This is a genomic window from Frigoribacterium sp. AP1 (genome assembly GCF_056680555.1).
Map to the genome: position 1 here is coordinate 409,962 of NZ_CM155288.1, position 19,841 is coordinate 429,802.

Consider the following 19,841-nt stretch of genomic DNA (forward strand, 5'->3'; position numbering starts at 1 on the left):
GACGTCTCGACCGACGACCCCGCCGGTCCGACCCGCGAGCGATCTCGTGAGGCGACGCCCGTACCGCAACGGCGAACGCCCCGACGACCAGCGCGAACGCCGCCGTGCCTTCGCCGCCGCCGTGCGGACGAGACCACCCCTGCGACCCACCGGCGACCGCGAACTCGGCCGGGCCCTCGCCCGCCTCGACGAGCTCGTCGAGAAGACCCTGCTCTCGGGCGAGCACGACCGCCTGCTGGACGAGACCCGGGTGTCGGTCTGGCCGCGAGAACTCGACGCCGTCGTCACGGTCGTGGTGGACCGGCTCGATGCGCCGCCGTCGGTCGACCGTGCGGCGGTGGCCGCCGCCGTCGCGGACAACCTGGAGGCGCGGTTCGGCCTGCGAGCCGGAGCCTCGCCGACCGAGAGGGCGGTCGTCCTCTGGCAGTCCGTGGCCGGCGCCGATCAACGACTCGCCGAGAACGGGTGGGAGCGTGACGTCCTGTCGGACGACCGGGAGGCGCTGGCCGAGTTCTTCGCGTCGGACGGCGACCCGGTGCGGGCGCGCCTGACACGGTCGTCGGGTCGCCTGCACCTCGAGCTGCGGGGCACGAACGCACCCGTCGGCGACCGGTCGTCGTCGTACGCCGTGCTGTCGCGGTCGAGTGCGCTCGTCCTCGTCGACGATCCTCGCGGGCTCGTCTCAGTGCTCGACGAGGGCACGGCCGGAGCGCTCCGCGACGCGGTCGTCGCCTGGGGCGAACTCGCCGACCACCTCGACGAACGCCGGGCGGAGATCGATCCGCGCTGAGGCCGAGTCTCGGACCGACGGCGTCGACCCCCCGAGGGCCGACGCCGCGCGGGCGTCAGACGGTGGCGGCTTCGGCGGCCTGGCGGGCGCCGGCGGCCGTGGTCGCCGCGACGGCGGCGGTCGCGAGTCCACGGGCCTGGTCGAGCGTGTACCGCGAGAGCTCGAGACGCACGTCGGCCAGCGCGGCGGGCGTCATCGAGAGCGTGGTGGCCCCGAGCCCGACGAGCACGACGGCCAGCAGCGGGTCGGCCGCGGCCTCGCCGCAGATGCCTACGGGCTTGCCGGCGGCCGCGCCGGCGTCACCGAGGGACTTGACCAGGCGAAGCACGGCGGGGTGCCAGGGGTCCTGGTAGGCGGCCACGGAGCCGAGCATGCGGTCGGCCGCCATCGTGTACTGGGTCAAGTCGTTCGTGCCGACGCTGACGAAGTCGGCGCTGGCGAAGATCTGGTCGGCGAGCACGGCGAGCGAGGGGACCTCGGCCATCACGCCGACGGTCTTCAGCCCGAGTTCGCGGCCGAGGGTGACGAAGTACTCGGTCTCTTCGGCGTCGCTGACCATGGGTGCCATCACCCAGAGGTCGGCGGTGGTGGCGGCCTGCGCCGCCGCCAGGGCGGTGAGCTGGTCGCGCAGGATGTCTTCCTTGACGCGCAGGGCCCGGAGGCCGCGGAGGCCGAGGGCGGGATTCTCTTCGTGGGCGTCGTTCAAGAAGCTGAGCGGCTTGTCGGCGCCGGCATCGAGGGCGCGGACGACGACCTTCTTGCCCGGGAAGGCCTCGAGCAGCGCGGTGTAGCTCGCGGTCTGGCTCTCGACGGTGGGCGCGGAAGAGTTGCCGAGGAAGAGGAACTCGGTGCGGAACAGGCCGACGCCTTCGGCACCCAGCTCGATCGCCCCCGCGGCCTCGGCCGGCGCGCCGAGGTTGGCGAGCAGCGGGACGGCGTGGCCGTCGGCCAGTGCACCGTCGGTCAGGGGGGCGGCGGCCGCGGCCGCACGGTCGGCGATGCGCTTCTCGGCGTCGGCGACCTCGTCGGCGGAGGGGTCGACCGTCACGACGCCGCTCGCGGCGTCGGCCACGACGACGGTGCCGTCGGCCAGGTCGAGGGCCCCGGTGACCCCGACGATCGCGGGGATCGACTTGGACCGGGCGAGGATCGCCGTGTGGGACGTGGGCCCGCCGTCACGCGTGACGAGCGCGAGCACCTTGTCGAGGTCGAGCAGGGCGGTGTCGGCGGGGGCGAGGTCGGGCGCGACGAGGACGAACGGGGTGTCGCTCTCGGGCACACCCGGGGCGGGGACGCCGCGCAGCGAGGCGATGACGCGCTGTGCCACGTCGCCGAGGTCGGTGGCCCGCTCGGCCATGTAGCCACCCATGCCGATCAGGAGGTCCTGGAAGGCCGCGAACGCCTCGTGCACCGCGCGTTCGCCGGTGCGCCCGTCGTCGATGCGGGCCTTGACGTCGTCGGTCAGGGTCGGATCCTGTGCCATCAGCGACTGGGCGTCGAGGACGTCCTTCGCCTCGCCGCCGGCCTTCTCGCCCCGAGCCGTGAGGTCGGCGGCGACCGTGGACAGGGCGGTGAGCACGGCGTCGTACTCGAGGGCCGCGTCGGCCGTGCGCGGGTCGGTGCCCGGCTCGGGCAGCGGATCGGGCATCTTCTTGACGGGGCCGACGGCCACTCCACGTCCGACGCCAACGCCCTGTAGTGCCACGGTGAACCTCTTCGAGTCTCGATGGGGGGACGTGCGGCAGGACGCCGGGCACGCCCACGGTCGGTCCATCGTAGACGGAACGCCCGGACGTCCGGTCAGTGCCGATCCCGGCGTCGACCCCGGCGACCCGGGCCGCCTCGCCCGGCCACCCCTACCCTTGGGGAATGCGCGCGCCGTGGACCCGAGAACCGACGCCCGACCCGGCCGAGGCGACCAGCGCCTCCTCGGTCGGCGGCCCGACCGGACGCGCCCGTCGGGCCGGGTCGCGCGTCGTGGGGTCACGCCCGACCCGCGTGCTGGCGCGGCACGTCACGGCGAAGGGGCCGTTGCTCGCGGCCGGGCTGACCTATCAGGCGCTCTTCGCCCTCTTCGCCGCCCTGTGGGTGGGTTTCTCGGTCGCCGGGTTCGTCGTCTCGGGTGATCGACTGCTGCGCGACGAGTTGATCGTGTTCATCCGCTCGGCCGTGCCCGGACTGATCCAGGACGTCGACGGCACGGGTGTCGTCGACCCCGAGCTGCTGCTCGACGCGTCGGTCTTCGGCTGGACCGGCGCCGTCGCCCTGCTCGGTCTGCTCGTGTCGTCCATCACGTTGCTCGGCAGCATGCGCGACTGCGTCCGGATCGTGTTCCGGGCGCCCCAACCCGTCACGCCCCTCGGTCGACTGATCGTGCGCGACCTCGGCCTGGCGCTCTGCTTCGGCGCCGCGGTCGTCGTCTCGGCGACGCTGTCGCTGCTCAGCACCACGGCGGTCTCGGGCCTGCTGTCCGGGGTCGGCGTCTCGACCCGGTCGACCGTCGGCGAGGCGACCCTTCGCGTGGTCGGCGTCGTGCTCGTGTTCGTCTTCGAGACCGCGGTGCTCGCCGTGCTGTTCCGCGTGCTGGCGGGGCTCCACATCCCCTTCCGTCGACTGCTCTCGGGGGCGACGATCGGCGCGGCCGGGTTCGTCTCGCTGACCGTGGTCGGCGGCGTCGTGCTGCGGGCCACGGGCTCGAACCCCCTGGTCGCCTCGTTCGCGGCGATCGTCGGACTGCTGATCGTGATCAACCTGCTGTGCCAGGTACTGCTGCTCAGCGCCGGCTGGATCGCCGTCGGCATGGACGACCTCGGCGTCCTCGCCGACCCGCACGAAGAGGCGGCCCGCCTGCGACGCCTCGAGGAGGAACGGCGAGCCCAGGAGGCGCGGGCCCGGTCGCGCGGCGGTCGTCTCGTCGACGGCGCCCGCGGCCTGCTCTCGCGGTCGCTGCGTGCCGTCCGCCGGGGCGACCCGTCCGACGTCCCACGCACGGACGCCTCACCCACGGGCCCTCCGGACGGCACCCGTGACGGTGCCCGCCGCTAGTCTGGAGCCCATGTCCACGCGCCTCCGTCTCGCCACCGTCAACGTCAACGGCGTCCGCGCCGCCTTCCGCAAGGGCATGGGCGACTGGCTCTCGGCGCGCGACGTCGACGTGCTCACGCTGCAAGAGGTGCGCGCCTCGACCGACGACCTCGAGGGCCTGCTCGGCCCGGAGTGGAACGTCGTCCACGACCCGGCGACCGCCAAGGGCCGGGCCGGGGTCGCCATCGCCAGTCGGGGCAAGGCCCACGTGCACCGCGTCGAGCTCGGGCCCGACGACTTCGACAGTGCGGGCCGCTGGCTCGAGGCGGACTACGAGATCGACGGCACCGTGGTCACCGTGGTCAGCACCTACGTCCACTCGGGCGAGGTCGACACCCCCAAGCAGGACGAGAAGTGGAAGTTCCTCGACGCCATGTCGGCGCGGCTCCCCGAGCTCGCCGCCCACAACGAGCTCTCGGTGGTCACGGGCGACCTCAACGTGGGGCACCGCGAGCTCGACATCAAGAACTGGAAGGGCAACGTCAAGCGCGCCGGCTTCCTCCCCCGAGAGCGGTCGTACTTCGACCGCTTCCTCGGCCCGGCGGGCGAGCAGGTCGAGACGGTCGACGGCACCGGCGGACAAGGCCTCGGGTGGGTCGACGTGGGTCGGCGCTTCGCGGGCGAGGTCGAGGGGCCCTACTCGTGGTGGTCGTGGCGGGGGCAGGCCTTCGACAACGACACCGGCTGGCGCATCGACTACCAGTTGGCCACCCCCGCGTTGGCCGACAGGGTCGAGCACTACGTGGTCGACCGGGCCGCTGCCTACGACCAGCGATGGTCGGACCACGCCCCGGTCGTCGTCGACTACCGACTCTGACCCGCGTCCCACCTCTTCCTTCTCGCACCACCCCGACCGAGGACCTCATGACCAAGCCCCGTCTCTTCTCCGGCATGCAGCCGTCCGCCGACTCGCTCCACGTCGGCAACTACATCGGCGCGCTGCAGCAGTGGAAGTCGCTGCAGACGACGCACGACGCCCTGTTCTGCGTCGTCGACCTGCACGCCATCACCGTCCCTCAAGACCCCGCCGCGTTGCGGGCCCAGATCCGCGGCACCGCGGCGCAGTACATCGCCGCGGGCATCGACCCGGCCCGGTCGACCCTGTTCATCCAGTCGCACGTGCCGGCCCACACGCAGCTGGCCTGGGTGCTCAACACCCTGACCGGCTTCGGCGAGGCCAGCCGCATGACGCAGTTCAAGGACAAGGCGGCGAAGCAGGGGTCCGACGCGGCCTCGCTCGGCCTCTTCGCGTACCCGACGCTCATGGCCGCCGACATCCTGCTCTACCAGGCCGAGACGGTTCCGGTGGGTGACGACCAGCGTCAGCACGTCGAACTCACCCGCGACCTCGCCACCCGGTTCAACTCCCGCTTCGGCGAGACGTTCGTCGTTCCCGAGGCGACGATCCAGAAGGAGTCCGCACGCATCTACGACCTGCAGTCGCCCGAGTCGAAGATGAGCAAGTCGGCGGCGACCGACTCGGGTGTCGTGTGGATGCTCGACGAGCCGAGCCGGACCGCCAAGAAGATCAAGTCGGCGGTCACCGACGCCGAGCGTGAGATCCGCTTCGACCGCGGGGCCAAGGCGGGCGTCTCGAACCTCCTCACAATCCTCTCGTCGTTCTCGGGCGACAGCGTGGCCGACCTCGAAGAGCGCTACGCCGGTCGCGGCTACGGCGACCTGAAGAAGGACGTGGCCGAGGTCGTCGTCGAGACCTTCGCGCCCGTCCGCACCCGGGCGCTCGAACTGCTCGACGACCCGACCGAGCTCGACCGCATCCTCGCGGTCAACGCCGATCGGGCGAACGAGATCGCCCAGGCCACGATTGACACCGTGTACGACCGCATCGGCTTCGTCCGCAAGGCCTGATCGTGCTGCCGTTCGTGCTCGCGTCACCGACCCTCGAGTTGGTGGTGCCGAGCGCGGCCGACGTGCCGGCGATCGTCGACGCCTGCCGCGACGAGACGCTGCAGCGGTTCACCACGGTGCCCGTCCCGTACGCACGGTCCGACGCCGAGTTCTTCCTGCGTCGCATCGTGGACGACGGGTGGGCCACCGGGCGCGAGTTCACCTGGGGGCTGCGCCGCCCGGGGTCCGGCCTGCTCGAGGGCGTCATCAGCGTGCGGCTCCGGTCGTCCGACGTCGGCTTCTGGACGGCCCCGGCCTCGCGGGGTCACGGCCTGATGACCGAGGCCCTCGGGCTGGTGGCCGACTGGGCCTTCGGTGCCGGCGGGCTGCGCGAACTCTTCTGGGAGGGCTACGTCGGCAACGACGCCTCGGCCGCCGTCGCCCGTCGCACGGGCTTCACGTATCAGGGCGTCGGCCCCGGGCTCCACCCCGACCGCGACGGGGGCCACCCCCTCTGCTGGAAGGCCCGCCTGCGACCGGGCGACGCGCGGGTGATGCGACCGGGCTGGCCCGACCTGGGGCGTGCCGGGACGCGTCCCGGCCGCTCGACGGAATACCCCGTCGCCGACGGCGTTGACTCCCTCACCGATGCCGTCGACGGCATCGTCCGCCCGTCCCCCACCGCGTACGCCCCGGCGCGCGACCGTTCCGTCCCGGAGGCCCCGTGAGCATCGACTCGATCGACCACGATCTCCTCGAACACGTCATGCGACGGGCCGTCTCGCTGGCTCGACGCGGACCGGCCCGCGGGGTCAACCCCCAGGTCGGTTGCGTCCTGCTGCGCCCCGACGGCAGCACGGCGGCCGAGGGATGGCACCGGGGTGCCGGCACCCCGCACGCCGAGGTCGACGCCCTCTCGCACCTCGCCCCCGGTGAGGCCCGCGGCCTGACCGCCGTCGTCACGCTCGAACCCTGCGACCACGTGGGCCGCACCGGGCCCTGCAGCGTCGCCCTGATCGAGGCGGGCGTCTCCCGCGTCGTCCACGCCGTCGCCGATCCCGGCGCGTCCTCCGGTGGCGGGGCCGACCGGCTGCGGCGGGCCGGTGTCGAGGTCGTCGCCGGCGTGCTCGCCGACGAGGCCGCAGAAATGGCTCGCCGGTGGTTGGTGACGGCCCGGACGGGCCGACCCTTCGTGACGCTCAAGTGGGCCTCGAGCCTGGACGGCCGCACCGCCGCGTCCGACGGCAGCAGCCGGTGGATCACCGGCACCGCGGCACGGCAACACGTCCACGAACAGCGGGCGGCCCACGACGCGATCCTGGTGGGCACGGGCACCGTGCTGGCCGACGACCCCAGCCTGACCGCCCGGGGCGACGGCGGAGAACTGCTCCCCGACCAGCCGCTGCCCGTCGTCGTCGGCACGCGCCCCGTGCCCCCCGACGCCGCCCTGCGCCGGCATCCCCGCGAGCTCGTCGAGACAGGCACGCACGACCTCGAGGCCGTGCTCGACGACCTCGGACGCCGCGGGGTCCGCAGCGTGTTCGTCGAGGGCGGACCGACCGTGGCGAGCGCGTTCGTCCGGCTCGGACTCGTCGACGACTACGTCGTGTACCTGGCGCCCACGCTGCTCGGCGGCCCCCGGACAGCCCTCGACGACCTCGGCGTGGACCACATCGACGGGCAACGACGACTGCGCGTCACCGACGCGCACCCCCTCGGCGACGACCTGGTGGTCGTCGCCCGCGACACCTCCAGGAGACACGCATGACCACCACCCCCGCCGCCTCGTCCCAGGTGTCGTTCGAGGTCGAGACCACGGTCCCCACCAGCCACGGCACCTTCCGCATGAGGGCCTACCGCGACACGGTCACCGGGGCCGACCACGTGGCGATCATCGCGAGCGATCCGACGGGCCTCCGCCCGGCGGACGGCGCCCTCGTGCGCGTCCACTCCGAGTGCCTCACCGGCGAGGCGTTCGGCTCGCTCAAGTGCGAGTGCGGCCCGCAACTCGACGCCGCGCTCGACACCATCCGGGACCACGGCGGGGTCGTCGTCTACCTGCGCGGCCACGAGGGTCGGGGCATCGGCCTCGTCAACAAGCTCCGGGCCTACCGCCTGCAAGAGGACGGCCTCGACACCCTCGACGCCAACCTCGCCCTCGGGCTGCCGGCGGACGCCCGAGACTACGGGGCCGCTGCCGACGTGCTGCGTGACCTGGGGCTCACCCGCGTCCGGTTGCTGAGCAACAACCCCGAGAAGCGACGTCAGCTCGGCGAGCACGGCATCGAGGTCACCGACCTGGTGCCGCTCGTCGTCGGCGTCGGCGCCTTCAACGAGGGATACCTCGACACCAAGCGCGACCGCATGGGTCACGAGCTGCCCGGCCACCTCGGCGCCGACGACTGAGCCCGAGCCGGCTGACCCCGGGGCCCGGAGCGCGTCCCCGCCGGGGTACAGGCGGGAGTACCATGGACGTCGGCTGTCACGAGCGGCCACCGTCTCACCCGGCCGAGCGATCCGCAGATCCCTGCACCGCGCCTCCGTCCGACCCGTTGCGCCGCATCACGCGCCCGGTCGTCGACGTCCGCCGGGACCTCGACCCCTGCCTCGGAGTGCCCCCGTGTCCGTACCCACCGTCGATCCGTCGACGTCGTCCGCCCCCACCACCAACAAGCGCTCGCGCGTCATCGTCGCGAGCCTCATCGGCACCTCGATCGAGTTCTACGACTTCTACGTCTACGCGACCGCCGCGGTGCTGGTCTTCCCGACGATCTTCTTCGCCAACGACGACCCCGCCGTGGCGCGGCTCGCCTCGTTCGCGGTCTTCGGCGTCGCGTTCATCGCCCGGCCGGTCGGGTCGATCGTCTTCGGTCACTTCGGCGACCGCATCGGCCGCAAGGGCACCCTCGTGGCCTCGCTGCTGACGATGGGCATCGCGACGGTGCTGATCGGCTGCATCCCGGCCGGCACCACGCCCGGCTGGGCGGTCGCCGGCCCGGCCTGCCTCGTCGTGCTGCGCTTCTGCCAGGGCCTCGGCCTCGGCGGCGAGTGGAGCGGCGCCGCGCTGCTCGCGACCGAGAACGCCCCGGCGAACCGCCGTGCCATCTACGGCACGTTCCCCCAGCTCGGTGCGCCCATCGGATTCATCATCGCCAACCTGCTCTTCGTGCTGCTGAACACGACCCTCACCGAGGAGCAGTTCCTGGCCTGGGGCTGGCGCCTGCCGTTCCTGGCGAGCGCCGTGCTGGTCATCATCGGCCTGTACGTGCGGTTCAAGCTGATCGAGACCCCGGCGTTCCAGAAGGTCGTCGACTCGGGCAACGTCGCGACGCTGCCGCTCGCCCGCGTGGTCCGGTCGAGCTGGCGCCCCCTGCTGCTCGGCACGTTCATCATGCTCGCGACCTACACGCTCTTCTACCTGATGACGACGTTCACGCTGACGTTCGGCACGGCCGACGCCGCGGGCGACCCGGCGGGTCTGGGCATCCCCCGGACGCAGTTCCTCTGGATGCTCATCCTCGGCGTGGTGTTCTTCGGCATCTTCACCCTGGTGTCGGGGCCGCTCGCCGAGAAGTACGGGCGCCGCGCCATGCTCATCTGCGTGACGGCGGGCATCCTCGTCTTCGGCTTCACGTTCGCCCCGCTGTTCGCGGCCGGGGCCCTCGGGGCGCAGGCGCTGCTCATCATCGGCTTCGTCCTGATGGGGCTGACCTTCGGACCCATGGGTGCCGTGCTGCCCGAGCTGTTCCCGACGAGCGTGCGTTATACCGGCTCGGCGATCAGCTACAACGTGGCCAGCATCCTGGGAGCCGCCGTGGCCCCGTTCATCGCCGTGGCGCTCTGGACGGCGGCGGGCGGCAGCACCTGGCTCGTGGGCCTCTACCTGTCGTCGATGGCAGTCCTGACCCTCATCGCGCTCGTGCTCAGCCGGGAGACCCGCGACGTCGACTACGACACGGCCGGCTGACCGGACGCGACGTACCCTGCCGCCCGGCCCGCGCCTCCTGACCAGAGGCGCGGGCCGGTCCCGTGACGCAGGTGGAGGTCACCCGGACGAAGTACGGTCGTAGTCGGCGGTGGCACCGCCCGCGACACCGACCGCCGCACCCCGCGACGCCGGTCACCAGGCACGAGAGGCATCATGAGCTCCGACACACGCGCGCGCACGACGACGTCCGACGGGCAGGAGGCGCGGGTCGACCCCCCGGCCGCGCCCCGGTCACGGTGGGGTCGCCGCCCGCAGCCCGAGGGCCCCCGTGCCACGTTCCGTCAGTTGCTGCCCTACCTGTTCGAGCACAAGAAGGTCATGGCCTTCATCATCGTGCTCAGCGTCCTGGGTGCCGCGGCGTCGCTCGGTCAGCCGTTGCTCGTCCAGCAGGTCATCTCGGCCGTGCAGCAGGGCGTGACGCTCGGGCCCCTCGTCTGGGCGCTGGTCGCGCTGGTCGTCGTGGCCGGGCTGATCAGCGGGTTCCAGCACTACCTGCTGCAGCGCACCGGCGAGGGCGTCGTCCTCTCGAGCCGTCGTCGCCTCGTCGGCCGCATGCTCCGGCTGCCCATCAGCCAGTTCGACACGCGCCGGACGGGCGACCTCGTGTCTCGGGTCGGCTCGGACACCACCCTGCTGCGGGCCGTGCTCACCCAGGGGCTCGTCGAGGCGATCGGCGGCAGCCTGACCTTCGTCGGCGCCCTGGTCGGCATGTTCCTGATCGACCCGGTGCTGCTCGGACTGACCGTGCTCGTCGTCGCTGTCTCGGTCGTCGTCGTCGTGCTGTTGTCCGGCCGCATCCGCGTGGCGAGCCGCCAGGCGCAGGAGAAGGTGGGTGACCTGACGGCCGCCGTCGAACGTGCCATCAGCTCGGTCCGCACGATCCGCGCCTCGGGCGCCACCGACCGCGAGATCGTGGCCGTCGAACGGGACGCCGAGGGCGCCTACCAACGGGGGCTCCAGGTGGCGCGCATCTCGGCCCTGGTCGTGCCGATCTCGTCCGTCGCGCTGCAGGCGTCGTTCCTCGTCGTGCTCGGCGTCGGGGGGTACCGGGTGGCGAGCGGTGCCATCGAGATCGCCTCGCTCGTCTCGTTCGTGCTCTTCCTCTTCCTGATGATCATGCCGCTCGGTCAGGCCCTCGGTGCCGTGCTCAGCGTCAACCAGGCGTTGGGGGCGCTCGGGCGCATCCAGGAGATCCTCGACCTGCCGAGCGAGACCGACGGGGACGAGCGCCTCGCGGCCGAGGTCGCGACCCGTGAGGCGGGCGCCGGTCTCACGGCGGAGGACGGCATCGCCGTCCGGTTCGACGACGTGCACTTCCGCTACCCCGACTCGCCCGTGGCCTCCGGGACGGCGACGGGCGGCCCGCGGGTCTCCGGCGAGCCCGGCCAGGACTCGGGCGTGCGCCCCGTTGACGACGACCTCACGGTGCTGCGGGGCGTCAGCTTCTCGGTGCCCGTCGGCAAGCGCACGGCACTCGTCGGCCCCTCAGGAGCGGGCAAGAGCACCATCCTGTCGCTCATCGAGCGCTTCTACGACCCGACCTCGGGTGCCGTGCGTGTGGGCGGAGCCGACGTCCGCACCCTCGACCGGCGCGACCTGCGGTCCCGCATCGGCTACGTCGAACAGGACGCACCCGTGCTCGCCGGGACGATCCGCGACAACCTCACCCTGGGGTCGCCCGAGGCGACGGACGACGACTGCCGTCGGGTCCTCGAGGCCGTGAACCTCACCGCCGTGCTCGAACGCGGCGACCAGGGCCTCGACGCCCAGGTGGGCGAGGACGGGGTGATGCTCTCCGGGGGCGAACGTCAGCGCCTCGCCATCGCCCGCACGCTGCTCAACGCGCCACCGATCCTGCTGCTCGACGAGTCGACGTCGAGTCTCGACGGACTGAACGAGCAGCGCCTCCGCGAGGCGATCGACGCGGTCGCCGAGAACCGCACGCTCATCGTCATCGCCCACCGGCTGTCGACCGTGGTCGACTCCGACCAGATCGTCGTCGTCGAGGCCGGCCGCGTGGTGGGCGTGGGCACCCACTCCGAACTGGTGCAGACGACGCCGCTCTACAAGGACCTGGCCAAGCACCAGCTCCTCGTCTGAGACGGGGTGCGCGGGCGTCGGGGCACGACCACGACGCCGTGCGACGATGGCCCGATGAGCGACGTCGCCCCCACCGTCCTGACCCACGTCGACCGCGGGGTCGGTGTGATCACCCTCAACCGCCCCCAGAAGATCAACGCGGTGACGATCGAGATGCTCGGGCTCGTCGAGCAGGCGCTCGATGCCTGGGAGGACGACCCGAGGGTCTCGTCGGTGCTGCTGCGGGGCGCCGGGCCCCGGGGGTTCTGTGCCGGGGGCGACATCGCGTGGATCCACGCCAACGCCACGACGAACCCGCAGCGCAGCGTCGACATGTGGCGGCGCGAGTACCGGGGAACACTGCGCCTGGCGCGCTGGTCGAAGCCGATCGTGTCGCTCCTCGACGGCATCGCGATGGGTGCGGGCATCGGGCTCGGCGGTCACGTCACGCTCCGCATCGTGACCGAACGCAGCTCGGTGGGCATGCCGGAGACCGGCATCGGGCTCTCCCCCGACGCGGGCGGCAGTTTCCTGCTGTCGCGGGCCCCGGGCGAGCTCGGCACCCATCTCGCCCTCACCGGTCGTGCGATGACGGCTGCCGATGCCCTGCACACGGGCTTCGCCGACCTGTTCGTCCCGTCGTCCGAGCTGACGCGGGTCCTGCCGGCACTGGCCGACGGGGGCCCCGACGCCGTGCGGGCACTCGGCGCGGACGCGGGACCGTCCGATCTCGCCGAGGCCGCCGAGTGGATCGACGACGCCTATCGGGGCGACGACGCGCGGACGATCGTGCGACGACTCCGCGACCTCTCGTATTCGGGTCTCGCCGATGCCGGAGCCGTGGCCGACGACCTCGAGGCGGCCTCGCCCACGTCGGTGGTGCTGACCCTGGAGGCGCGGCGGCGGGCGGCCCGTCTGCCCGACCTCGAGGCGGTGCTGGGGCAGGAACTGGGCATCGTCACCTCGCTCGCCGCCTCGCCGGACCTCGTCGAGGGCGTCCGCGCCCGGGTGATCGATAAGGACCGCTGCCCCCGATGGTCACCGCCGACCCTCGCCGAGGTCGACGTCGCCGCGACCATCGCGACGGTCGACTGGACGACTCGCCTCTGACCGAGGGGCGAGCGTCGTCCGCCCGTCGCAGACCGCGGCCGCTGCTGCCGACCGCAGACCGGCGGGCCACCCCGGCAGCAGCCCGAAGGCCGCGCGACGACCGCCGCCGGGTCAGAGGCGGATCACGCGTCCCTCGTCCGCGGAACGACGCGCGGCCTCGATCACTTCGAGTGCCCGGACGGCGTCCCAGGGGTCGACCGGCAGCTCGCCCTCGCCCCGGAGGGCACCGGCCAGCTGCGAGTAGAACGCGGGGTAGCACCCCGGATCGGTGGGCTCGTCGCGGCGTGCGCCGTCGCTGACCACGACGCCCGCACGGCGGCCGGCGTCGACACCGAAGGCGGGGTCGGTCGGCGCGACCCCCGACGCCAGCTGGGCCTCTTGCGGGTCGAGACCGTGCACCTCGTACGCCCCCGCCGACCCCAGCACACGGAACCTCGGCCCGGGCAGGACCGCCACGTGGCTCATCGCCAGCCGCGACCCCCGACCGCCCTCGTGCTCGAACGACAGGAACACGTCGTCGTCGGCCGTGCCGGTCGGGCGGCGGGTCGCGATCTCGGCGTGGACCGCCCGGACCGGCCCCAGGAGTCGCATCACCTGGTCGACGAGGTGCGGGCCCAGGTCGAACAGGATGCCCCCACCGTCGGCCGGGGTCGCCCGACGCTTCCAGCCGGCGCGGTTCTCGAGCTTCCAGGGTTCGAAGCGTGACTCGACGGTGTGCACGTCGCCCAGCTCGCCCGACCCCGTGAGGCGCGTGGCCGTCAAGAAGTCGCCGTCCCACCGCCGGTTCTGGTAGACGGTCAGCGGCCGGCCCAGCGATTCGGCGAGCCCGACGAGCCCGCGGGCGTCGGCGGCCGAGGTCGCGAGCGGCTTGTCGACGACGACGGCCGCTCCGGCCCGCAGGGCACGCGTCGCGGTCTCGACGTGGGTGTCGTTGGGGGTGGCCACGACGACAAGGTCGAGTTCACGCCGCCAGAGCTCGTCGACGTCGGCGACGACCTCGGCCCCGGGATGCGCCGCGACGGCCTGGCCGGCACGGTCGGGGTCGCGCGTGACGACGGCGTCGACCTGCCAGGCCGGGTCGGCGGCCAGCAGCGCGCCGTGGAACACCCGGCCCGCGAGTCCGTAGCCCACGATGCCGACACGCAGCGGCTCGACGGCGCTCATGCGCCGGCGAACGGGTCGGGGGTCAGCACGTACACCGTCTCGAGGTACTCGTGGATGCCCTCGGCACCGCCCTCACGGCCGAGGCCCGACGACTTGACGCCGCCGAACGGCGCCGAGGCGTTGGACACCACGCCGACGTTGAGGCCGAGCATGCCGGTCTGCAGACGTTCGGCCAGTCGCTGCCCCCGGGCGAGGTCGCGGGTGAAGGCATAGGCCACGAGCCCGAACTCGGTGTCGTTCGCGAGGTGGACGCCCTCGGCCTCGTCCCGGAACGTCGAGATCGCCAGGACCGGGCCGAAGATCTCGGTGGTCAGGATCTCGCTGCCGGGGGCGACGCCCGACACGACGGTCGGCTCGAAGAAGGTGCCGGGCCCGTGGACGGGCTGGCCGCCGGTCTCGACCACCGCCCCGCGGTCGACCGCGTCGCGGACGAGCCGGTCCGCCTTGTCGACGGCCCGGTCGTCGATCAACGGGCCCACGGAGACCCCGTCGTCCGTCCCCGCGCCCACCCGGAGTCCGCGCACGCGCTCGACCACCCTGGCGGTGAACTCGTCGGCGACCGACTCGTGCACGATGAACCGGTTGGCGGCCGTGCAGGCCTGGCCCACGTTGCGGAACTTCGCCTGCATCGCACCCTCGACCGCGGCGTCGAGGTCGGCGTCGTCGAAGACCACGAAGGGGGCGTTGCCGCCGAGCTCCATCGAGGTGCGCAGCACCTGCTCGGAGGCCTGCGTCAACAGCGTCGAGCCGACCGGCGTCGACCCCGTGAAGCTGAGCTTCCGGAGGCGCGGGTCGCGGATCAGGGGCTCGCACACGTCGTTCGCCGACAGCGTCGTCACGACGTTCACCACCCCGTCGGGCACGCCCGCCTCGGCGAGCAGGGCGGCGAAGGCGAGGGTGGTGAGCGGCGTCAGCTCGGCCGGTTTGACGACCACCGTGCAGCCGGCCGCGAGGGCGGGCGCGATCTTGCGGGTCGCCATGGCGAGGGGGAAGTTCCAGGGGGTGATCAGCAGGCAGGGGCCCACCGGGCGGTGCAGCGCCGTCGTCCGGCCGGTGCCCTCGGGGTTGGTGCCGTAATGACCCGAGACGCGCACGGCCTCTTCCGAGAACCAGCGGAGGAACTCTCCGCCGTAGGTGACCTCGCCGAGCGACTCGTCCAGCGGCTTGCCCATCTCGAGCGTCATCAGCAGGGCGAAGTCGTCGCGCCGCTCCATCAGCAGGTCGAAGGCGCGGCGCAGCACGTCGCTGCGGTGCCGGGGAGACGTCGCCGCCCAGTCGTCCTGCGCGGCGACCGCGGCGTCGAGGGCCCGCAGGCCGTCGGCGGGAGTCGCGTCGGCCACCGCGACGAGCACCTCGCCCGTGGCGGGGTCGACGACGTCGATGGTGTCGCCCGAGGACGACGGGCCCCACGAGCCCCCCACGAAGAGACCGGTGGGCACGGCCTCGATCACGCGACGACGCTCGGCAGCCGTCACGACCGGGCCGCTCACGCCGAGGCCCCGGTCGAGCCGTCGACGTCGGACGACGGGACGGTGCGGACGCCGGCCGCGCGCAGCTCGGCCAGGGCGGCCTCGCTCGGCGCCGGGGCCACGCCCGCCACGAGGTCGGTCAGCACGGTCACCGAGAGACCCGCGGCGACGGCGTCGAGGGCCGAGGCCCGGACGCAGTGGTCGGTCGCCAGACCGACGACCTCGACCTCGTCGACGCCCGTCGCGGCGAGGACGTCACCGAACGGCCGCCCGTCGTCGACGAGCCCGTCGAACAACGAATAGGCCGGTCGCCCGTCGCCCTTGAGCACGTGGACGTCGACGAGTGCGGTGTCGAGCTCGGGGTGGTAGTCGGCACCGGTCGAACCCTGCACGCAGTGCGTCGGCCACGAATCGACGAAGTCGGGCTCGGTGCTGAAGTGGCCGCCGTTGTCACCGTCGGGCGCGTGCCAGTCGCGACTGGCGACCACGAGGTCGTACCGGTCGCGGTGGGCGCGGAGGTGGTCGGTGACCGCCTGCGCGACGTGGGCGCCGCCGGTGACCCCGAGCGCGCCTCCTTCGGTGAAGTCGTTCTGGACGTCGATGACGAAGAGTGCTCTGGTCATGCGACCATTCTCGCGCGCCGCACCGACAGCGGCCCGCCTCAGCTGTTGGCCAGGTTGTCGCCGCAGCTGTAGACGGCCGTCGTCAGGGTGTCGAGGGCGGCCCGCGCGTTGTCCTGCACGGAGCCGATCGCGTAGAAGGCGAAGGTGAGCTTGGTGCCGTCCGCCGCGTCGACGGTGCCCGCGAGCGTGTAGGCCGTGTCGATCCAGCCGGTCTTGGCGTGCACGGCGCCTCGGGCCACCGCGTTCGAGCCCGTGAAACGGGAGGCGAGCGTGCCCGTCTTGCCCGACACCGGGAGGGCGTCGTAGACGACGCCCAGGCCGTGCTCGCGGTTCAGCACCTGGATCATGAGCCGCGCGACGAAGGTCGACGGCACGGCGTCGTTCTCGCTTAGGCCGGACCCGTCGATGATCGTGAGCGACGACGTGTCGAGACCGTAGGTCGACGAGAGGACGGTCTTGTAGAGGGTCGTGAGCGACGCGGCCGACCCGTCGGCACCGGACGCCTTCGACGAGACGCGCGCGAGCATCTCGGCGAGGGTGTTGTCGGAGGTCGGCAGCAGCTGCGAGATCAGGCGGCTGACCGGCTGGGACGACACCTGGGCGATGACGGTGCCGCTCGTGGCGGTGCCCTGGGTCATGGTGGCGGAGTCGGCGCCGACCACGCCCGCGGTGACGAGCGCGGACCGGAAGGCGTCGCCCGCGCGGGCGACGGGATCGGTGCTGCGCGGACTCGTCTGGGCCGCGGGGTTCGCCCGGTCGCCGTCGACCATGAGCGCGGTGACCTCGGAGTGGTAGCCGATGGTCTGCTCGGTGCGCTTCCAGGACGGGTCCCACTTGTCGGCGGGGTTCCAGAAGGTGGCGTCGAGCGTGATCTGCGTGAGGGGCTGCTCGCCGAGCGACGCCTTCACCTGGGTCGCGAGGTCGGCGACCGTGGGGGCCCCGGCGTACACGCTCGAACCCGTGGCACTGAGCGTGGCGTCGCCGCCGCCGACCAGGGACACGGCACCCGTCCCGGCGTCGCCGGTCACCCGGGTGGTGAGACGGGCGTCGGGCCCGAGGACCGACAGGGCGACCGCGCTCGTCAGGGTCTTCAGCACGCTGCCCGTGCGCGCCGGGGTCGAGCCGTTGCGGTCGAAGAGGACCTCACCCGTGGTGGCGTTGACCACGCTGCCCTCGAACTGGGCCAGACGGGCGTCGGACGCGGCACCGGCGACCGAGCAGGTCCGCAGACGCGTGGCCGCCGGGATGACGCCCGGTACCGACCGTGCGGGGTCGGCCGTGGGGGTCGCGGTCGGTGTGATCGTGACCGCCGGCTCGGGGACCGAGGCGGCGGCCCGCGCCGTCGTGGCATCGGGTGCGGTCGCTGCCCCGGCGGCGACGGCGCCTCCGCCGAGCAGGGCGAACACGAGGACGCCCGCCGTCACGAGGACCCCTCGCGGCCGCGACGAGACCCAGCGCCACACGGACGAGCCCGACCCGGTGGACGGGACCGGGGCCGCATCGCGGGGCCCGGCGCCGACACCACCCGTGGTCGCCTCGGGACGGTCGTGACGTGGCTCACCCTGATCACTCATCGAGGACATCATACGGAGCGTCGCGCCGACGTCATCCCTCGGAGGGGTACCGCACGCCGATCTGCCGTCGGACCTCGTCCATCGTGCGCATGACGCCCACGCCGTCGGCGGCGGTCAGCAACGGACTCTCGGGCTCGCCCGCCGCGACGACCCGTTCGAGCTCGAGCGCCTGGTGGTGCATGCCGCGCAGTCCGCCCTCGTCGGCGTCGAAGCGCTCGACCACGGCGTCGTCCGAGTCGCGCACGGTGAAGCCGCCGGGCGCGTAGAACGTGTCGTCGACGTCGATGCGACCGGCGGTGCCGAGCAGCGTCGCCGTGTTGCGGCCCGAGGTGTCGAGGGCGGCGTACAGCTGGGCCGTCGCACCCGACGCGTGACCGAGCTGGATCGCGACGCGGGCGTCGACGCCCTGGTCGCTGAGCGTGGCGGAGGCCGAGACCGTCGAGGGCGCCCCGAGCAGGTCGTCCGCGAACGACACCGGGTACACCCCGAGGTCGAGCAGGGCCCCGCCGCCGAGGGCCGGGTCGTTGATGCGGTGGTGGGGATCGGTGGGCAGCGACTGGACGTGCACGGCCGTCAGGAGGCGCACCTCGCCGATGACGCCGGAGCGCACGACCTCGCGCAGTCGCGCGCTCTGCGGCGTGTAGCGCGTCCACATCGCCTCGAGGACGACCACGCCGGCCTCGCGAGCGGCCGCGTAGACCCTCTCGGCCTCGGAGGCGTTCACGGTGAAGGACTTCTCGACGAGGACGTGCTTGCCGGCGGCGACGGCCGAGAGGGCGTTCTCGGCATGGAACGGGTGCGGGGTGGCGACGTAGACCACGTCGACCTCGGGATCGGCCACCAGGTCGTCGTAGCTGCCGTGCGCCCCCGGGACCCCGGCACGGTCGGCGAACTCGCGCGCCTTGGCCAGGTCGCGGGACCCGACGGCGGAGACGGACAGCCCCGCCCCCAGCAGGTCGGAGGTGAAGGTGGCGGCGATGCCGCCGGCGCCGAGGATTCCCCATCGAAGTGTCATGCGGACTGTCTACCAGCCACCGCCGACGGCGAGGCCCTCCGGTACGAGTCCCTGGACCACCTCGCCGGTCAGCAGGCGTACCAGCGACTGGCCGAGCGGACGAAGTCCGGGCTGTCGTCCGGCGCTCCCCCGTGCACGGCGGCGAACCCGACGCAGGCGTGGGCGAGGTCTCCGCGGAAGTCCGGTCGATAGACGGCCGCGCGGTGCGGAGCCGAGGCCCACCACTTGGCGGCGGCGACGTCGCCCGTGGTCGCGGTGCCGCCGGCGAGGTTGCCGTCGCAGCCGACCGGGGGCACCCCGTCGCTGCGGACCACCTCGCCCTTGTGTCCCCAGGCGCTCAACGGATCGGGGCTCGGGTCGCCGGCGACCCAGAAGAGGTACTGCTCGAGGCATGCGTCGTGGCGCACGTTCGCGGCCGGCAGCAGTCCGAGGCACGCCGCCTCGCGCTGCTCCTCGTAGGCCGTCCGGAACGCGTCGAGGTCGGCGGCGGTGGTGCCCGTCGCGCCGCTCGCGGCGTCGGAGGCGCCCGTCGCGCCGCTCGGGGCGCCGGCGCCGGGCTGCGCGGGCGAGGGGACGGAGGCGCTGGTGGCGTCGTCGACGCACCCCGCGCCTCCTGCGTCCTCGGCCGTGGACTCCGCCCCGGGGCCGGGGTCGCCGCTCGCGAGGACCACCGTCGTCGGCCCGTCGGCCACGCCGGCCGTCGCGAGGGCCGAGGAGTCGCCTCCGGCCCAGACGACGAGGAGGATGCCTGCCAGGACGGCGGCGAGCAGCGCGGTGCAGATCACACGGAGGGGCATGCGGGCCACCTCCTTCCGGGGACCGGTGGGCGTCGCAGATCGACCGTAGGGCGACGGGACGAGGCCCGTGGGCCGTTCGGGGTACAACCCGGCCACGCGCTCACCACTACTGGGGGCGCAGGGACCGGGGACGAGGGCCTCGGAGCAGCGCACCCTCGGCACGGCCCACGGACGAGAACAGCCCCGGGTCGTCGTGACCCGGGGCTGTGGTGGAGCCGCTTATCAGAATCGAACTGATGACCTTCTCATTACGAGTGAGACGCTCTACCGACTGAGCTAAAGCGGCGGGACCGACCTCGG

General features: G+C 73.0%; 16 protein-coding genes, 1 tRNA gene and 1 pseudogene. 10 read left to right on the forward strand and 8 right to left on the reverse strand.

All coding sequences use genetic code 11. The features are described from left to right. Positions 1-46 precede the first annotated feature (46 nt). Positions 47-790 carry a hypothetical protein gene (locus AC1MBW_RS01900; RefSeq protein ID WP_480025268.1) on the forward strand — a complete coding sequence of 248 codons (744 nt, stop codon included), beginning with the start codon at positions 47-49 and terminating at the stop codon, positions 788-790. Positions 791-845: 55 nt separating this feature from the next. Here AC1MBW_RS01900 and ptsP read toward each other — a convergent pair whose 3' ends face one another. Then, positions 846-2,495 carry a phosphoenolpyruvate--protein phosphotransferase gene (ptsP, locus tag AC1MBW_RS01905; RefSeq protein WP_480025269.1) on the reverse strand — a complete coding sequence of 550 codons (1,650 nt, stop codon included), beginning with the start codon at positions 2,493-2,495 and terminating at the stop codon, positions 846-848. A 164-nt stretch (positions 2,496-2,659) separates the two neighbouring features. Here ptsP and AC1MBW_RS01910 point away from each other — a divergent pair, with 164 nt between their 5' ends. The 9 genes and pseudogenes from AC1MBW_RS01910 to AC1MBW_RS01950 all read left to right on the forward strand — a co-directional run bounded on the left by AC1MBW_RS01910 (position 2,660) and on the right by AC1MBW_RS01950 (position 12,899). Continuing rightward, positions 2,660-3,835, forward strand: a complete 1,176-nt coding sequence (locus tag AC1MBW_RS01910) for a YihY/virulence factor BrkB family protein (protein WP_480025270.1) — start codon at positions 2,660-2,662, stop codon at positions 3,833-3,835. Positions 3,836-3,845: 10 nt separating this feature from the next. Then, entirely contained in the window at positions 3,846-4,691 is an 846-nt protein-coding gene (locus AC1MBW_RS01915) for an exodeoxyribonuclease III (RefSeq protein ID WP_054146655.1), read from the forward strand. Positions 4,692-4,738: 47 nt separating this feature from the next. After that, positions 4,739-5,743: a tryptophan--tRNA ligase gene (gene trpS / locus AC1MBW_RS01920; protein ID WP_082383447.1), complete on the forward strand. Its 1,005-nt coding sequence runs from the start codon at positions 4,739-4,741 to the stop codon at positions 5,741-5,743. Between the two features lie 2 nt (positions 5,744-5,745). After that, complete coding sequence (locus tag AC1MBW_RS01925) at positions 5,746-6,450, forward strand: GNAT family N-acetyltransferase (protein ID WP_480025271.1); 705 nt, start codon at positions 5,746-5,748, stop codon at positions 6,448-6,450. 38 nt (positions 6,451-6,488) lie between these two features. Next, complete coding sequence (gene ribD / locus AC1MBW_RS01930) at positions 6,489-7,490, forward strand: bifunctional diaminohydroxyphosphoribosylaminopyrimidine deaminase/5-amino-6-(5-phosphoribosylamino)uracil reductase RibD (RefSeq protein WP_480026063.1); 1,002 nt, start codon at positions 6,489-6,491, stop codon at positions 7,488-7,490. Between the two features lie 17 nt (positions 7,491-7,507). Then, positions 7,508-8,128 (forward strand): annotated as a pseudogene (gene ribA / locus AC1MBW_RS01935) (GTP cyclohydrolase II); the annotation flags it as partial. A 214-nt stretch (positions 8,129-8,342) separates the two neighbouring features. Beyond that, positions 8,343-9,689 (forward strand): MFS transporter, encoded by a 1,347-nt coding sequence (locus AC1MBW_RS01940; protein WP_043596876.1) that lies wholly within the window; start codon positions 8,343-8,345, stop codon positions 9,687-9,689. Between the two features lie 174 nt (positions 9,690-9,863). Continuing rightward, the gene (locus tag AC1MBW_RS01945) at positions 9,864-11,810 is read left to right on the forward strand and encodes an ABC transporter ATP-binding protein (protein ID WP_480025272.1); all 1,947 of its coding nucleotides are present in this window, start codon (positions 9,864-9,866) and stop codon (positions 11,808-11,810) included. Positions 11,811-11,864: 54 nt separating this feature from the next. Further along, the gene (locus AC1MBW_RS01950) at positions 11,865-12,899 is read left to right on the forward strand and encodes an enoyl-CoA hydratase/isomerase family protein (RefSeq protein ID WP_480025273.1); all 1,035 of its coding nucleotides are present in this window, start codon (positions 11,865-11,867) and stop codon (positions 12,897-12,899) included. Between the two features lie 111 nt (positions 12,900-13,010). Here AC1MBW_RS01950 and AC1MBW_RS01955 read toward each other — a convergent pair whose 3' ends face one another. The 7 genes from AC1MBW_RS01955 to AC1MBW_RS01985 all read right to left on the reverse strand — a co-directional run bounded on the left by AC1MBW_RS01955 (position 13,011) and on the right by AC1MBW_RS01985 (position 19,827). Continuing rightward, positions 13,011-14,063 (reverse strand): Gfo/Idh/MocA family oxidoreductase, encoded by a 1,053-nt coding sequence (locus AC1MBW_RS01955; protein ID WP_480025274.1) that lies wholly within the window; start codon positions 14,061-14,063, stop codon positions 13,011-13,013. Continuing rightward, complete coding sequence (locus AC1MBW_RS01960; RefSeq protein ID WP_480025275.1) at positions 14,060-15,553, reverse strand: NAD-dependent succinate-semialdehyde dehydrogenase; 1,494 nt, start codon at positions 15,551-15,553, stop codon at positions 14,060-14,062. The genes AC1MBW_RS01955 and AC1MBW_RS01960 overlap by 4 nt, the downstream gene beginning before the upstream one ends. After that, positions 15,550-16,155, reverse strand: a complete 606-nt coding sequence (locus tag AC1MBW_RS01965; protein ID WP_480025276.1) for an isochorismatase family protein — start codon at positions 16,153-16,155, stop codon at positions 15,550-15,552. The genes AC1MBW_RS01960 and AC1MBW_RS01965 overlap by 4 nt, the downstream gene beginning before the upstream one ends. A gap of 38 nt (positions 16,156-16,193) precedes the next feature. Further along, on the reverse strand, positions 16,194-17,729 hold the full coding sequence (locus tag AC1MBW_RS01970) for a D-alanyl-D-alanine carboxypeptidase/D-alanyl-D-alanine-endopeptidase (protein WP_480025277.1): 1,536 nt from the start codon (positions 17,727-17,729) through the stop codon (positions 16,194-16,196). 31 nt (positions 17,730-17,760) lie between these two features. After that, positions 17,761-18,744: a Gfo/Idh/MocA family protein gene (locus tag AC1MBW_RS01975; RefSeq protein WP_480025278.1), complete on the reverse strand. Its 984-nt coding sequence runs from the start codon at positions 18,742-18,744 to the stop codon at positions 17,761-17,763. A gap of 68 nt (positions 18,745-18,812) precedes the next feature. Further along, the gene (locus AC1MBW_RS01980; RefSeq protein ID WP_480025279.1) at positions 18,813-19,541 is read right to left on the reverse strand and encodes a hypothetical protein; all 729 of its coding nucleotides are present in this window, start codon (positions 19,539-19,541) and stop codon (positions 18,813-18,815) included. Positions 19,542-19,751: 210 nt separating this feature from the next. After that, a tRNA-Thr gene (locus AC1MBW_RS01985) sits at positions 19,752-19,827 on the reverse strand. Between the last annotated feature and the right edge of the window lie 14 nt (positions 19,828-19,841).

What these genes read in the sequence shown, in the direction of transcription:
- AC1MBW_RS01910 (WP_480025270.1), top strand. Translation starts at nt 2,660, where the DNA reads ATGCGCGCGCCGTGGACCCGAGAACCGACGCCCGACCCGGCCGAGGCG.
- AC1MBW_RS01915 (WP_054146655.1), top strand. Translation starts at nt 3,846, where the DNA reads ATGTCCACGCGCCTCCGTCTCGCCACCGTCAACGTCAACGGCGTCCGC.
- trpS (WP_082383447.1), top strand. Translation starts at nt 4,739, where the DNA reads ATGACCAAGCCCCGTCTCTTCTCCGGCATGCAGCCGTCCGCCGACTCG.
- ribD (WP_480026063.1), top strand. Translation starts at nt 6,489, where the DNA reads ATGCGACGGGCCGTCTCGCTGGCTCGACGCGGACCGGCCCGCGGGGTC.
- AC1MBW_RS01945 (WP_480025272.1), top strand. Translation starts at nt 9,864, where the DNA reads ATGAGCTCCGACACACGCGCGCGCACGACGACGTCCGACGGGCAGGAG.
- AC1MBW_RS01950 (WP_480025273.1), top strand. Translation starts at nt 11,865, where the DNA reads ATGAGCGACGTCGCCCCCACCGTCCTGACCCACGTCGACCGCGGGGTC.
- AC1MBW_RS01955 (WP_480025274.1), bottom strand. Translation starts at nt 14,063, where the DNA reads ATGAGCGCCGTCGAGCCGCTGCGTGTCGGCATCGTGGGCTACGGACTC.
- AC1MBW_RS01965 (WP_480025276.1), bottom strand. Translation starts at nt 16,155, where the DNA reads ATGACCAGAGCACTCTTCGTCATCGACGTCCAGAACGACTTCACCGAA.
- AC1MBW_RS01970 (WP_480025277.1), bottom strand. Translation starts at nt 17,729, where the DNA reads ATGAGTGATCAGGGTGAGCCACGTCACGACCGTCCCGAGGCGACCACG.
- AC1MBW_RS01975 (WP_480025278.1), bottom strand. Translation starts at nt 18,744, where the DNA reads ATGACACTTCGATGGGGAATCCTCGGCGCCGGCGGCATCGCCGCCACC.
- AC1MBW_RS01980 (WP_480025279.1), bottom strand. Translation starts at nt 19,541, where the DNA reads ATGCCCCTCCGTGTGATCTGCACCGCGCTGCTCGCCGCCGTCCTGGCA.